General features: G+C 27.9%; 13 protein-coding genes, 1 tRNA gene and 1 pseudogene. 2 read left to right on the forward strand and 13 right to left on the reverse strand.

What is annotated here, in order from left to right; all coding sequences use genetic code 11:
- Positions 1-40: 40 nt before the first annotated feature.
- The 8 genes from IC214_RS15600 to polA form a co-directional block, all read right to left on the reverse strand.
- Positions 41-1,324 carry a C40 family peptidase gene (locus tag IC214_RS15600; protein ID WP_227434068.1) on the reverse strand — a complete coding sequence of 428 codons (1,284 nt, stop codon included), beginning with the start codon at positions 1,322-1,324 and terminating at the stop codon, positions 41-43.
- A 131-nt stretch (positions 1,325-1,455) separates the two neighbouring features.
- Entirely contained in the window at positions 1,456-1,827 is a 372-nt protein-coding gene (locus IC214_RS15605) for a VOC family protein (RefSeq protein WP_227434067.1), read from the reverse strand.
- Between the two features lie 232 nt (positions 1,828-2,059).
- Positions 2,060-2,659, reverse strand: a complete 600-nt coding sequence (locus IC214_RS15610) for a hypothetical protein (RefSeq protein WP_227434066.1) — start codon at positions 2,657-2,659, stop codon at positions 2,060-2,062.
- A 200-nt stretch (positions 2,660-2,859) separates the two neighbouring features.
- Entirely contained in the window at positions 2,860-3,072 is a 213-nt protein-coding gene (locus IC214_RS15615) for a heavy-metal-associated domain-containing protein (RefSeq protein WP_227434065.1), read from the reverse strand.
- Positions 3,073-3,150: 78 nt separating this feature from the next.
- A complete protein-coding gene (locus IC214_RS15620; RefSeq protein WP_227434064.1) occupies positions 3,151-4,869 on the reverse strand; it encodes an ABC transporter substrate-binding protein in 1,719 nt (572 codons plus the stop codon).
- Complete coding sequence (locus tag IC214_RS15625) at positions 4,869-5,423, reverse strand: lytic transglycosylase domain-containing protein (protein WP_227434063.1); 555 nt, start codon at positions 5,421-5,423, stop codon at positions 4,869-4,871. Before IC214_RS15625 ends, IC214_RS15620 begins: the two co-directional genes overlap by 1 nt.
- Positions 5,416-6,018 carry a dephospho-CoA kinase gene (gene coaE, locus IC214_RS15630; protein ID WP_227434062.1) on the reverse strand — a complete coding sequence of 201 codons (603 nt, stop codon included), beginning with the start codon at positions 6,016-6,018 and terminating at the stop codon, positions 5,416-5,418. Before coaE ends, IC214_RS15625 begins: the two co-directional genes overlap by 8 nt.
- 8 nt (positions 6,019-6,026) lie before the next feature.
- Complete coding sequence (gene polA / locus IC214_RS15635) at positions 6,027-8,675, reverse strand: DNA polymerase I (RefSeq protein WP_227434061.1); 2,649 nt, start codon at positions 8,673-8,675, stop codon at positions 6,027-6,029.
- A 339-nt stretch (positions 8,676-9,014) separates the two neighbouring features.
- On the opposite strand from polA, the gene IC214_RS15640 reads away from it, so the two are divergent.
- Positions 9,015-9,097: transfer RNA gene (locus IC214_RS15640), tRNA-Leu, on the forward strand.
- 230 nt (positions 9,098-9,327) lie between these two features.
- On the opposite strand, the pseudogene IC214_RS15645 reads toward IC214_RS15640, so the two are convergent.
- Positions 9,328-10,158: pseudogene (locus IC214_RS15645) on the reverse strand (LysR substrate-binding domain-containing protein).
- Here IC214_RS15645 and IC214_RS15650 point away from each other — a divergent pair.
- Complete coding sequence (locus IC214_RS15650; RefSeq protein WP_227866797.1) at positions 10,117-10,323, forward strand: cupin; 207 nt, start codon at positions 10,117-10,119, stop codon at positions 10,321-10,323. The pseudogene IC214_RS15645 and the gene IC214_RS15650 sit on opposite strands and share 42 nt — an antisense overlap.
- Before the next feature lie 217 nt (positions 10,324-10,540).
- Here the strand turns inward: IC214_RS15650 and IC214_RS15655 are convergent, their stop codons facing one another.
- The 4 genes from IC214_RS15655 to IC214_RS15670 all read right to left on the reverse strand — a co-directional run bounded on the left by IC214_RS15655 (position 10,541) and on the right by IC214_RS15670 (position 13,417).
- Entirely contained in the window at positions 10,541-10,984 is a 444-nt protein-coding gene (locus IC214_RS15655) for a hypothetical protein (protein WP_227866798.1), read from the reverse strand.
- Between the two features lie 2 nt (positions 10,985-10,986).
- Positions 10,987-11,184 carry a helix-turn-helix transcriptional regulator gene (locus IC214_RS15660; RefSeq protein ID WP_227434059.1) on the reverse strand — a complete coding sequence of 66 codons (198 nt, stop codon included), beginning with the start codon at positions 11,182-11,184 and terminating at the stop codon, positions 10,987-10,989.
- A 150-nt stretch (positions 11,185-11,334) separates the two neighbouring features.
- Positions 11,335-12,207 carry an AraC family transcriptional regulator gene (locus IC214_RS15665; protein WP_227823626.1) on the reverse strand — a complete coding sequence of 291 codons (873 nt, stop codon included), beginning with the start codon at positions 12,205-12,207 and terminating at the stop codon, positions 11,335-11,337.
- A 340-nt stretch (positions 12,208-12,547) separates the two neighbouring features.
- Entirely contained in the window at positions 12,548-13,417 is an 870-nt protein-coding gene (locus IC214_RS15670) for a nitroreductase family protein (protein WP_227434057.1), read from the reverse strand.
- Positions 13,418-13,724 lie beyond the last annotated feature (307 nt).

Consider the following 13,724-nt stretch of genomic DNA (forward strand, 5'->3'; position numbering starts at 1 on the left):
AGAAAACTTATTTATTTTAATTTTTTAATAAAAATTATATCTACGAAGCAAATCTTCTTGCTCCAAGCAATGCTTTAGACCAATATGAAGTAGTCAAATTGTCTACTTTAACCTTATTAGGATTAGTTTGAGTTCCACTACAATGTATAAACTTACTATTGCCTACATATATACCTACATGGTTCGTTGCTCCATCTCCGTCAGTATCAAAGTAAACTAAATCTCCTGGTGCATAGTTACCCATAGAAACTGCACTTCCAAATTGAGCTTGCTCTCTAGAAACTCTTGGTATAGAAAGTCCAACTGAGTGTTTAAAAACATACTGTGTAAATCCAGAACAATCAAACTTATCTGGACCAGATGCTCCCCATTGATATGGTATTCCAATAAGTGTATATGCAAAATCTACTACTTTTGAACCATTTACAGTCGATTTATCTGAATTTCCAATAGATGAAGAATTTGAATTACTATTAGATTGGGAATTATTATTAGATGATGAATTAGAGTTTTCTTTTAATCCTTCAGTAGTCTCAGAAATATAACTAGAACTTACCCATCCAGTTGTCCCATTTGATAATTTTACTTTATACCATCCATTACTTTTAGCTTTTAACTCAACAACATCTCCACCATTTAATTTTCCGATTACAGAATAGCTTGTCCCAGGACCACTTCTTACATTTAAACTTACAGTAGATGTTACTTTTCCCTTCTTGCCTTCAAGTGATACTTCACTAGATTGATTTTTATCAGTGTTGTTATTATTAGTAGTATTACTTGAATTAGAATCATTTGTTCCAACATCTTCTGATGTTTTTGAGATATACTGACTACTAGCCCATCCAGTAACTCCATTTGATAGCTTTATTTTATACCATCCATTACTTTGTTCTAATAACTTTACTACATCTCCATTATTTGCTTTACCAACTAATGAGTAGTTTGTACCTGCACCACTTCTTATATTTAATCTAGAACTGACATTTACTTTTCCATTCCCACTAATAGATGTTCCACTTGATGTTGAATTATTTTGATTCGAAGTACTTCCAGATGAACCACTCGTTGATATGTATTTTGAACTTCCCCAGCCAACAACAGAACTTGACACTCTTACTTTATACCAACCATTAGATTTTTCTAAAATTTCTACAGTTTTTCCCTTATATAACTTTGCTACTTTGTCACAATCAGCACTTGGCCCGCTTCTTATATTTAAAGCACTAGCTGTCACAACTCCCTTTTCAAGAGCACTTGCATGTATGGAACTAACAGATACTGCTACTGCTCCAATCCCTAAAGCCGTTATAGCTTTCTTCACTACTATCACTCCCCCCAACATATTTTTATAATCATAAATTTGTACCACTATTATCCATTTTTAACAACTATATTTTAATGATAACTTATTCTATTATTAATTGTAAAGAAATTATAATTATATTATTAAAATTAATGATTCTTAGGAAGTATTTCAATCCAATAATTATCTGGGTCCGCTATAAAATAAATTCCCATACTTTCATTTTCAAAACATATACAATCTAAGTCTTTATGAAGTTTTTTTGCCTCATCAAACTCTTCAACTTCTAAAGCCAAATGGAACTCATTATCCCCTAAATTATATGGTCTATCCCAATCTCTAAGCCAAGTTAACTCTAATGTATGGCTAGTAATCCCATCTCCTAAATAAACTAGTATAAAACTTCCATCTTCTGCTTCTTTACGCTTTACTTCTTTTAGACCTAAAGCTTTATCATAAAAATTCAAACTTTTTTCTAAGTTAGTAACATTAAAATTGTTATGGCAAAAACTAAACTTCATTTTGAAATCACTCTCCAATTTTTACTTTTTTTATATTATATCATTATTATAACTTTATTTAAATCAAATTAAGTTAAAAATTTGAATAATACTACGTAATACTTAAGTAGCATTAAATTATTTAAAAGAATATGTCAAAAAAAGAATAAGTTCTATTAAACACATGAAAAAATTGTACTCAAGTTATCTTGATTGTGTAAAATAATAGAACTTATTTTTTTAATTTTTATATTTAATTTTTAATTTTTTCTTTTATAATATAGTTTATTACTTTTTTTCTAATATCTTCAGCACTATAATCATCCTCTATTTCTATATCTAAAAGTTTTGCTATTGATTTCATATCTTCCCTAGTTTTTGACCTATAGCTTGATATCAGTTCATCTTTTATTTTCTCAGGTTCTAAAAGATATTCTTCATCTCCTCTTTTGAAAGTAACATATTTTTGAGCATATGAATTTCTATTATAGTATATATACCTTGATATTTTTCTTAAAATCTGATTATATGAAAGTCGCTTATTAACATTAAGCTTTAAGTACTCTGAAAAAGCAAATAGCTCTTTTTTTGATTTAAATAATGTTTCTTTTTTGATAGTTCTTGATATCGAAGTTACACTTTCTTGATATGCACACTTTTTTAACATTTTTAAATATACTCTATTAAGACCAATACTTTGATTGAATTTTTTTATATTATTATTAATAACTTTATCCAAATTACCTTCAAAGTATTTTTTTGCTCCTTTTTGTGATACATAACTCTCAAGTTCTTTGTGGGCCATATCAAGTATCATTTTTTTTAAATCTTCTTTATATCCTCTAGACTCCATGATACTCCCTCCCTTAGCTATTTATAGTATATTCAAAAAGTTTACGAAATGTGAATCTTTCTCGAAATTTTTTACTTTTTATGTATATATTAATTTAAAAGGGGAGATAATAGTAATGTAAAATCAAACATACTCAATCTCCCCCATTTTTAGACCTCTATTACTCCCCCAATAGAGGTCTTTTTTTATTTTATTATTTTTTATTCAATTCCTTTTAATTCAAAACCTAACTCTGCTATTACTTCTTTTAACTTATCAACTGATACATCATCTTTCATATCTACAGATGCACATTTATTTTCCAAATCTACATCTAAAACTTCAACACCATCTATATCTTCTGTTAATGCAGTTTTAAGGTGATTTACACAGTGTCCACAACTCATACCTTCTACTAATAGTTTCTTTTTCATATCAATTACCTCCTTATACCCTATAAGGGTATTTTATCACACAGTTTAAATTTTTTAAATATAAATTAGTCATTTAATTTATTTCGATTCATTTGAGCTTATATCTAAGTTAGAGATTCCCTCATATACATCAAATTCATTTGGAGTAATCTTTCCTTTTAGTCTACTATTGCTTACAATATAGTTGTTTCTAATAGCTAAACTTATAAATGTTGCATTATCCTCAACATATTTTTGTACATCTTTATAAGCTTTCTTTGTTTCAATTTCAGATGCAGAACTTGTCAGTGCAGACATGTATCCATTTAACTTATCATCAGTATATCCGCTGCTTGCTATTATACTACTTACATCTGGTACAATAGATAATTTCCATCCTACCAATGCCAAATCGTAATTTTTAGAATTAAGGGCACTTTCCATTTCTTTGTCTGATAACTGATTTATTGTATTGTTTATTCCTATAGCTTTTAGGTTTTCACTTATTATATGTGATGTTTTTAACCTCTCACTATTATCTTTATTTACTATTATTTTTAAATTCATTTCAGAAAGTCTTTTCTTTACTTCCTCTTTTTCTTTATTTTTTTTATCTTCAGCTTCTTTTTTTACTCTCTCAGCTTCTTCTTGTTCAGCCTTTTTTTGTTCTTCTGCAGTAAGTTTCTTTGTATTTTTTTTAGTTGATTTTTTTTGTTTTTTATCTACCTTATCATTTTTTGGATTCACTGCATTTATATTTGCATATTCTACTTTATTAAGATACTCAATCGCTTTATCTTTATTGTACTCTAAATCTTTCACATCACTGCTATAATATTTTGATTTTGAGTTAAGTGGAAAATTAACAGGAGTTGCATCATCCATATAACCTTCACTAATAATTCTACTTTTATTTATAGAATGTGCAATTGCTTTTCTAAAATTGACATCCTTAAAAAAAGAATTATTGTAATTAAATAATACACATTCATAATCTCTACCTTGATATTTTGTTATATTAAACTCTTTTTCTTGAAATTTGCTCAAATCATTCAGCGTAACATTTGTTATATCACTATCAAGAGCCATAACCATAGATGTTCTAGCATCTTCGTTAGGAACCATTCCTACTTTTACATTTTTCATAGCTTTAGGAACTTCTTCATAGTAATCCTTATTCACAGATAAAATCATTCCTTCTCTTTCTGTATATGATTCTATTTTATATTTCCCATTTCCTATCATATTATTATTTTTGTCATTTACATCTTTTGAATCTAAATGATTTTGAGATACTATTGGAAATATTAAACTATCAATAGAAAAAGCATACTTAGCTTTAAATTTTATTGTAAAATCTTTATCTGATTTAATATTTACAGAAGCTATATTTTTTGTAAATTCATTATATGGACTTTCTGCACTTTTTTGAATTAAACCAATTGTATAATTTACATCATTTGAAGTAACTTCTTTTCCATCATGCCATTTTGCATCGTTTAATTTTATATCTATACTCATTCCATCTTGAGCTATATTGTACTCCTTCACTAATTGAGGAGTTACATTATAGTTTTCATCTATTGTAAACAAGCCATCATAGATTAAGTTCATTATGTAGCCAACAGACTTATCAGTATTTGTTATAGGGTTTATAGTCTTAGGAGTCACCATCGTTAAGTTTATATACTTGGCATCTATAGAGCTCTGACTTTTAATACCTGATTCACTGCTACTTTCTTTTGTTTTAGTATTACTACAACCAACTATCATAAGAGTTATAGCTAAAATTACTGTTAAGACTTTTATTTTCTTCATTAGTTTTTCCCCTTCTCGCCATATATCTTATTATAATTTTTATAATTATTTTTTACTTTTTCTACATACTTTGAAGTTTGTTCAAAGGGTATATCATGTAGATTCTTTCCATCTTTACTATATTCATTATTTTCTAACCATTTCTTTACATTACCTGAGCCACCATTATATGCAGCTATTACTAAATCCAATGAACCAAATTCTTTATATAATTTATTTAAATACCAACAACCAATTCTTATGTTGGTTTCTGGATCAAAAATATCAATATTTTCTAGATTCAGTTCTTCCGCTCCCCAATCTCTAGTTATGTCTAATATTTGCATTAACCCTTTGGCCTCTTTTTTTGAAACAGCAGAGCTATTAAACTTACTTTCTGCTTTTATGACACTGTAAACTATATTTTCATCTAAATTAAATTCTTTAGAATATTTTTCTACATACTCTGAGTATTTTTTAGGATACAAAAACTTATGTATTATTTTGCTTTCCATTAATAGTGCCCCAAATAAGATTATAAAAATAGATAGAACCAATACTTTCTTATTATTCACGCCAATTCTCCTTCATGTATTCAATAAATTTGTATACTTTATTCTCTAATTCAGTTATTGTTCCCGAATTATCTATTATATAATCACCATATTTGGATTTTTCTTCCTGACTCATTTGTGAATTTATTCTGCTAAGTGCTTCTTGTTTACTACAATTATCTCTCTTTTGTATTCGGCTAATTTGTACTTCTTGTTTACAAGTAACCACTAATAGCTTATCTACTATTTCCAAAAATCCACTTTCTACTAATATTGCTGCATCTAATATTACTATCTTTTCGTCTTTTTTTCTAGCTTCTTCTATATCACTTATTATTTTTTCTCTTATTATTGGATGTGTCAGATTATTTAACTCATTAAGTTTTTCTTCATCATTAAAAACTATTTTCCCAAGAGCTTTTCTATCTAAAGTTCCATCATCCTTTTTTATATTTCGACCAAAATGTTTAAATACTTTTTCTAATAACAACTCATCCTCAAAGATTTGTCTAGATATAATATCTGCATCCACTATAGTAATGTTAAATTTTCTAAATATATTCGATAGGCTGCTTTTTCCACAGCCTATTCCTCCTGTAAGTCCTAATATCAACATAAAATCACCTACTTTGTCTCATACCAAGAACTACCAACATTTAAATCTACATCTAAGTGAACATCCATATTTACAGCATTTTCCATTTCATCTTTTACAATCTTTTTAACTATATCTATTTCATCGTCAATTGCTTCAACTATCAATTCATCATGAACTTGTAGTATAAGCTTTGATTTCAAATCATTTTCTTCTAACTTTTTGTGAACATTTATCATAGCAATCTTTATTATATCTGCTGCACTTCCTTGTATTGGTGCATTCATTGCAAATCTCTTTCCTCTATTTCTCTCCATAAAATTGCTAGATTTTATTTCTGGTATATATCTCCTTCTGTTTAAGATAGTCACAGCATAACCATCTTCACTGGCCTTTTCTACTGTAGTGTCCATAAACTCTTTTATCTTATGATACTTAGCAAAATAACTTTCTATATACTCTTTTGCTTTTGGCACAGGTATATTTAAATCATCAGCCAATCCAAAATCACTTTTACCATATATAATACCAAAGTTTACTGCCTTAGCTGCACCTCTTAATTCACTAGTTACATCTTCCATAGAAACATTGAAAACTTGTGAAGCTGTTTTAGTATGAATATCTTCATTATGTTTAAATGCTTCTATCATATTTTCATCTTGACTCATATGTGCAAGAACTCTAAGTTCTACTTGTGAGTAATCGGCATCAACTAGCTTACAATTTTCATCTGCAATAAACACCTTTCTTATTTTTCTACCCATTTCCATTTTTATAGGTATATTTTGAAGATTTGGTTCTGTAGATGAAATCCTTCCAGTAGTTGTTATAGTTTGATTAAATGATGAATGAATTCTATTACTTTCTGGATTTATTATGTTTAGAAGACCTTCAACATAAGTAGAATTCAGCTTTACTATTTGTCTATACTCAGTTATTTTGTCTATTATTGGATGTTTATCCCTTAATTTTTCTAAGACATCCGCATTAGTTGAGTATCCAGTCTTGGTTTTTTTGATTATTGGAAGTTCTAATTTTTCAAACAATATAACACCTAACTGTTTTGGTGAATTTATATTAAATGGCTCTCCTGATAATTCATAAATTTCCTTTTCTAGTGTAGAAATTATTTCTTTAAACTCAATACTTAGGTCATCTAGTATACTCTTATCTACTTTTATACCTTCATACTCCATATGTCCTAAAACTTCCACCAATGGCATCTCTACATGGTAAAAAAGACCATCCATACTCATATCGATTAAACTTCTTTCCATCATAGGAATTGTTTCTTTAACTGTGCAGATTATTTGCCCCATATACTCTGCCAAATCTTCAAATTCTAAATCTTCGTAGTTCTTAGATTTAACACCTTTACCTAGTAATTCTTCTTTTGATTTAACTTTTTTTGATAAGTATTTCATAGCTATAGCACTACAGTCATATGATGTAGATGAGGTAGAATCTATTAAATACTCCGCTATTGTTATATCAAAATTTATATTTTCCAAGTTTATATTATATGGCTTTAAAGATATATAATCATCCTTTAAATTATATCCAAACTTCTTTATTTCTTTATTTGAAAGTATACCATCTAATTTTGTTACTTCATCTGAATCTATATAATATATTTTTTCTCCATCTACACTTATAAAGATATATATTATATTTTTTTCAAGTATATTACCTTGTCCTCTAACAGTTTTTAAAATAACTTGTCCTTTTTTATTTACTTCATCTATAAATTTATCTATATCTTTTAATTTTAATATTTCTATTTTTTCTTCTACTTGTTCATTATCATCTGAGTCAACCAAGTCAACTAATCTTGATAAAAGGCTTGTAAATCCAAAATATCTAAACTTATCTAAAAGTTCATCTTTATCATAATCGCCAAAAATCATACTATCCAAATTTACTTCAATTGGTACATCCCTTATAATTGTTGCAAGTCTTTTGCTTTGAATAGCTATTTCTTTATTTTCTTCTATCTTCTTTTTTACGCTTCCTTTAAGTTTATCTGTATTTTCTATTAAATTCTCTATACTAGAAAACTCTTTTATAAGTTTTATTCCTGTTTTTTCCCCTATTCCAGGTACTCCTGGTATGTTGTCTGATTTATCTCCCATAAGTCCTTTTAAGTCAATAAACTGAGTTGGAGTCATTTCATATTTTTCAATTACAGAGTTAAAGTCATATTCTTCAACTTCTCCTACACCTTTTTTTGTTATAAGAGTAGTCGTCTTATCTGAAGCAAGTTGAATGGCATCTTTGTCTCCAGTTACTATGTATACTTTATATCCATTATCCTCTGCTTTTTTAGAAACAGTTCCTATAATATCATCTGCTTCATAACCATCTATTTCTAATCTATTTATTTTAAATTTATCTAAAAGGTCTTTTAGTGGCTGTAATTGCTCTGCTAATTCATCTGGCATTCCCTTTCTTCCTGCTTTATAATCTTTATACTCTAAGTGTCTAAATGTAGGTGCTTTTCTATCAAAAGCTACACTTATATGTGTTGGTTTATATATATCTATTATTTTAAACAACATTGTCGTAAAGCCATATATAGCATTAGTTTTTAAGCCTTCTTTATTATTCATTTCTGGCAAAGCGTAAAATGCTCTATTTATTATTGAATTTCCATCTATTATAATTAATTTTTTTTCCAAATTATATCACTCCTAAAGATTCTCTATTTTTGTAACATATATATTATATACCAATATGCTATTATTTAATATTCCCATAATAATAATAGTATATTAAAATTAAATATGTTGCAAACAATATATTTTTTTGCTATAATAATAAACATGACATGACCGAGTGGTGGAATTGGTAGATGCAATTAACTCAAAATCAACTGTGTTGATTCATAAGTTTTCATGAGGAAAAGCTAGTATTTATGATATTTTGACAGTTTGATGAGTGCTTTGTATTCAATATTCCTCTTGCATATTCTTGGAAAATCTGGTAGGATATACTAGTAGTTCGGATTTAAAATATAAGCCGCTGTGGCGGAACTGGCAGACGCATACGACTCAAAATCGTACGGGAAACCATATGGGTTCGAGTCCCATCAGCGGCACCAATAAATTAAAACTCTTTAGTTTAAACTAAAGAGTTTTTTATTGTCACATTCCCTAAATATTCACTAACACTTTTTCTTTTACTTTCAATATTATGTATAGAAATAAATGATTTCTAATTTGTTTCTAGCTTTTATTCACTAAACTTCAACTTACCCAAAATAGGCAATTATGACTGCTTTAAAGTAGTCTATATTTTCTATTAGTGAAACATAACCCCAAGAAAAATAATCTAGTACATCTGTTTAACAATAGAAATAAAATCACAAAGATTCTTAGACAGCCACTTATCTTTATGATAAATGAGTTGAGAAACAATGTTATAGTTTGTAGCATATGGAATCTTAATTAATTCATGCATTTTTAATTCTTTTTCTACTGCAAGCTCTGGTAGAAGACACAATCCAAGACCACTAAGCACTGTTTGTTTAATTACCTGAATACTCCCTGTTTCAAGAACTATTTTGGGAACTACACATGACTCAGATAGTTCTTTTTCAAATAGACTTCGATAACAACAGCCCTCCCCTGTTAAAATAAAAGGAATATCTTGAAAATCTTGAATAGACACTTTTTCTTTTAACGCTAAATTACTTTCTTAAACAGATAAAACACATATTGGCTCATCCTTTTTTAATACAGAAACAACAGACTTATCAGCAACAGGTGAGTCAAGTATAAATGCAATATCAATTGTATTATCTGCAAGTAATGGAATAAAATCAGATGAATCCAAAGTCTTCAAAAACAAATCAACATCAGGATATTTCTCTTTATATATTTTAATAATTTCAGGTAGTTTAAAAATACAAATAGATTCTGAAGCCCCAATAACAATACGCCCTGAATCAGCTTGGTTTTCATACATATTTTTAATATCAGATGAAAGTAGAATCATTTTTTTTGCATAGGGAATTAACATTTCTCCTTCTCTAGTTAGTGTGACACTTTTTCCTATACGCTCAAAAAGACGTACATCTAATTCTTTTTCTAGTTGCTGTATTTGGGTTGTAATATTTGATTGTGCATAATTAAGATACTCGTAATCGAAGGAGAATTTGATTTAGAAACTCAAGAAGGATTAACAAAAGTTGAGGAAGGAGAATTTATTATTGTACCAAAAAATACAGTACACAGACCTGTTGTTAAGGAACTTACAAAATTTCTAATGCTTAAATTAGATGGAACTCTTAATAAAGAAAATAGTGGAGATTTATATGAAGATTAATCTATTTAAAGATATATAAAATTACTTACAAATAAAATCCTAAAATATTTTTCTTTAAAAACTATATAATCTTTAGCCACAAAAGCCACAAGATAAAATATATACCTGTGGCTTTTTATAAATTTATATAATTGTATATTAAAGATAACATCTAAAATTCTCTTAAGAATATAAAACTTAAAATCTTAATATTTTTATTGTGATTTTAAGTTTTTCACTATAACTTTTTATCCAACTTATTATATACAACTACCATACAAATAAATTGAAATAAAAGAAGTAATCCAAGCCCAATTAAAACCCATTTACTTATTATCATTATTGAAAATACACTCAATGCAGATACAATAAATATAATAATCACTAAAACATAAGACATAATTTGGTTAGTAATACGTCCAGATTTATCGCGTAACATAATTCTTCTCTCATCATTCATCTCTATTTTTTGATTTTCTAGCTTTTTTTCATACTCTTTAGACTTTTCAGGCTTACTCCAATATATATATTGACATATCATACATATTCCAGGTCCTAAAGATGCTCCAGCAAGCCCCCATATAAAAGCTTCAAATGAAAATTCTGTTAATGTAGCCAATAAAATAAATAAAACTCCAAAAACAAGATAAACAATACCCATATATAATCTATTCTTTTTCATTTTTACTCCTCCTCATAAATAAATATTTCTTCAATACTCATATCAAAATATCTTGCTATTTTAAATGCTAAAATAATTGATGGATTATATCTGCCATTTTCTAATGAACCAATCGTTTGTCTTGAGACTTGTAAGGCAATGGCAAGCTCTTCCTGCTTTATCCCTTTCTTTTTTCTTATTTCTTCTAATCTATTTTTCACATTTTTCTCCTTAAATCATTTCATTTTATGTAAAGCTTGCTTTCCATAATTATACACCCAGATATGTTTTATATAAAGCTTACTTTCCATATTTCACAAAAAATAACAGACTATTTTTAGTCTGCTATTTCAAAATTTCATCTTATTTCTCTAGTTTTGAATTTGTTTCTTAATTGGAATCCAAACTTCTACTGTATAATCAGGAGCATTAATATCACCTTTAGGATAAAGTTCCATATCTGGTAAACTAGCATACTCATACCCAGAACTTGGTAACCATTCAGTAATAATTCTTTTTTGCAATTCCTGTATAGCAATAGCATTTGGCATGGGAGAAACACATTCAAATACTGCCCATGTACCCGATGGTATAAAATATTCATAAGTATTTTCTAAAGTATGTCTATCTGTTGGTGCAGCAATATAATAGTCTAAGTCCTTTCCATTCATACATGTGCTTACTCCAAGTAATCCATGAGGTTCATGATTTATTAATTCCAAAAGTTTTTCAATCATTCCACTTTGTATAGATTTAGCCCATAACTTTGGAACCTTATCAAAACATTCCTCTACAATCATATTCATATGCTCTTTTACTCCAACAATACGAAATCCCTTTTTTTCCACAATACGATATTGCATTTCTACATTTCCCTTTACATAAATAGTTAAGGTTATCCTAGGATATGCTTTTAAAACAACACCTTTTGCTCTAGCAGCAGACGGAGAAATACTATGTATGTTTTGAAAAGCCCTATTAAAAGATGTGGGTGAATCATAACCATATTTCTCAGACAGCTCTAAAATTTTAATATTACTATTTTGTAGTTCAAATGCTGCCTTAGTCATACGTCTACGTCTAATATATTCAGACAAAGGTACTTCTGCAATATATGAGAACATTCTTTGAAAATGGAAGGTTGAACAACATGCAATTTTTGCTGCTTCTGCATAATCCACTCCACTTTCAAGATTGTCTTCAATATAAGTAATAGCTTGATTTAATTTATTTATCCATTCCATTTAACATTCCCTCCAAGCAAATTATACAGTTTAATAAAATAATATACCTCTCAATCTATGCACAAAATTGTAAGATTTAAAATACTATTTCAACAATAGATACAGATTCAGTTTAAAGTATAACATTTACTCATTTAGCTATCAATTTTATATTGGCTTTATATCAAGTCCAATAATTTACATTAATAATCCTCTTTTACATAAAATTTATCAACTAATAATGCTGAAATTAGATTATACAACTATACAACAAAAGAGTTCAATGACATTATTCCATATAATGCATTGAACTCTTTATAGAAATTAATTTAAGTAAAACTAAATTAAATATTAAACTGTTTTATATATTACAATATCCAACTATTTTATAGTCCTCTGGTATTTTATAATCTTTGTCTGGAGTGCCTAAATTCCATTTTAACTCAAACATAGTTGCACTTATTATTGTTGCAAAATAAAGCATAACTATACCAACATCTATTTTTTCTTCATACAAATTAGTATGACCATCTTTTCTAACTGCTAAAACTACAACTCCTCCATCAACTATAAATCTCCATGGTTGTCTATTTAATGTAGATGGAGCTAATCTTGCATAATGGAATGCGTCAAGAAGCGCTCTCTCTTCTAATATATTTGTATTTGCATTATTTCCCCACTCATCCATATAAACTACTTCTTCTACACCTAAACGAGAAGAACTATTGTCTGAAACAACTTGCATATCAGATTTTGAATAATTATCACCAGTCTTTGTAGCATTTAGTACTTTAGTATTGCTTGCATTTTCTCCATATCCAATGGCAATAATTCCTGTTACCTCTTTGTCTGAGTCAATTCCAAGTTTATCTAATACCTTTTTACTATCCTCAAAAGTAACCCAACAAGAACCTATTCCAAGGTCTGTTACCTTAAAAATTATATTTTCTCCTATGTATCCTGAATTTTCGATGTAATTATCTTTTACTTCAGATAATATTATAATATAACTTGGAGCATCTATCATGTTTCCTTTATATCCTGCTATTTTATCTAAATTGTCAAAAACTTCACTTCTATTCATTACTCTTATATCAACGTCTATCTCTGGAACTAGTTTCTTACAAGATTCTGAGTATTTCTTAATCTCACTAAGATACTCTTTTTTAATATCTGTCTTTTTATATTCTCTAACAGACTTTCTATTTAATATGATTGTTTTATAATTCATAATTTTATCCTCCCCAAACTAGTATATTATTAATTATATACCCATTAATGTGATATTTTACGCATTTGCTTAATAAATAATAATTACAATTTTGTAATTATTATTTATTAATAATATTCCACTTTTACATTCATAATGACCAGTTGTGCAAAATCCATTGCCAACCTTCAAATAAAAACATATTATAAAGATAATATAAAATAAACAAACAAATCTTAACAAAAAATTAAACTTTTTTTACACGAAAGAAGGCTTCCCGTTGCCTTCTTTATTTTTTATAAAAAAATAGACTGCTTCTAAAATGATT

Source organism: Clostridioides sp. ES-S-0190-01 (genome assembly GCF_020658275.1).
GTDB lineage: Bacteria > Bacillota > Clostridia > Peptostreptococcales > Peptostreptococcaceae > Clostridioides.

Excerpts from the sequence above, each read along its gene's own strand:
- IC214_RS15605 (WP_227434067.1), bottom strand. The coding sequence starts at position 1,827 with ATGAAGTTTAGTTTTTGCCATAACAATTTTAATGTTACTAACTTAGAA.
- IC214_RS15610 (WP_227434066.1), bottom strand. The coding sequence starts at position 2,659 with ATGGAGTCTAGAGGATATAAAGAAGATTTAAAAAAAATGATACTTGAT.
- IC214_RS15615 (WP_227434065.1), bottom strand. The coding sequence starts at position 3,072 with ATGAAAAAGAAACTATTAGTAGAAGGTATGAGTTGTGGACACTGTGTA.
- IC214_RS15620 (WP_227434064.1), bottom strand. The coding sequence starts at position 4,869 with ATGAAGAAAATAAAAGTCTTAACAGTAATTTTAGCTATAACTCTTATG.
- coaE (WP_227434062.1), bottom strand. The coding sequence starts at position 6,018 with ATGTTGATATTAGGACTTACAGGAGGAATAGGCTGTGGAAAAAGCAGC.
- IC214_RS15655 (WP_227866798.1), bottom strand. The coding sequence starts at position 10,984 with ATGAAAAAGAATAGATTATATATGGGTATTGTTTATCTTGTTTTTGGA.
- IC214_RS15665 (WP_227823626.1), bottom strand. The coding sequence starts at position 12,207 with ATGGAATGGATAAATAAATTAAATCAAGCTATTACTTATATTGAAGAC.
- IC214_RS15670 (WP_227434057.1), bottom strand. The coding sequence starts at position 13,417 with ATGAATTATAAAACAATCATATTAAATAGAAAGTCTGTTAGAGAATAT.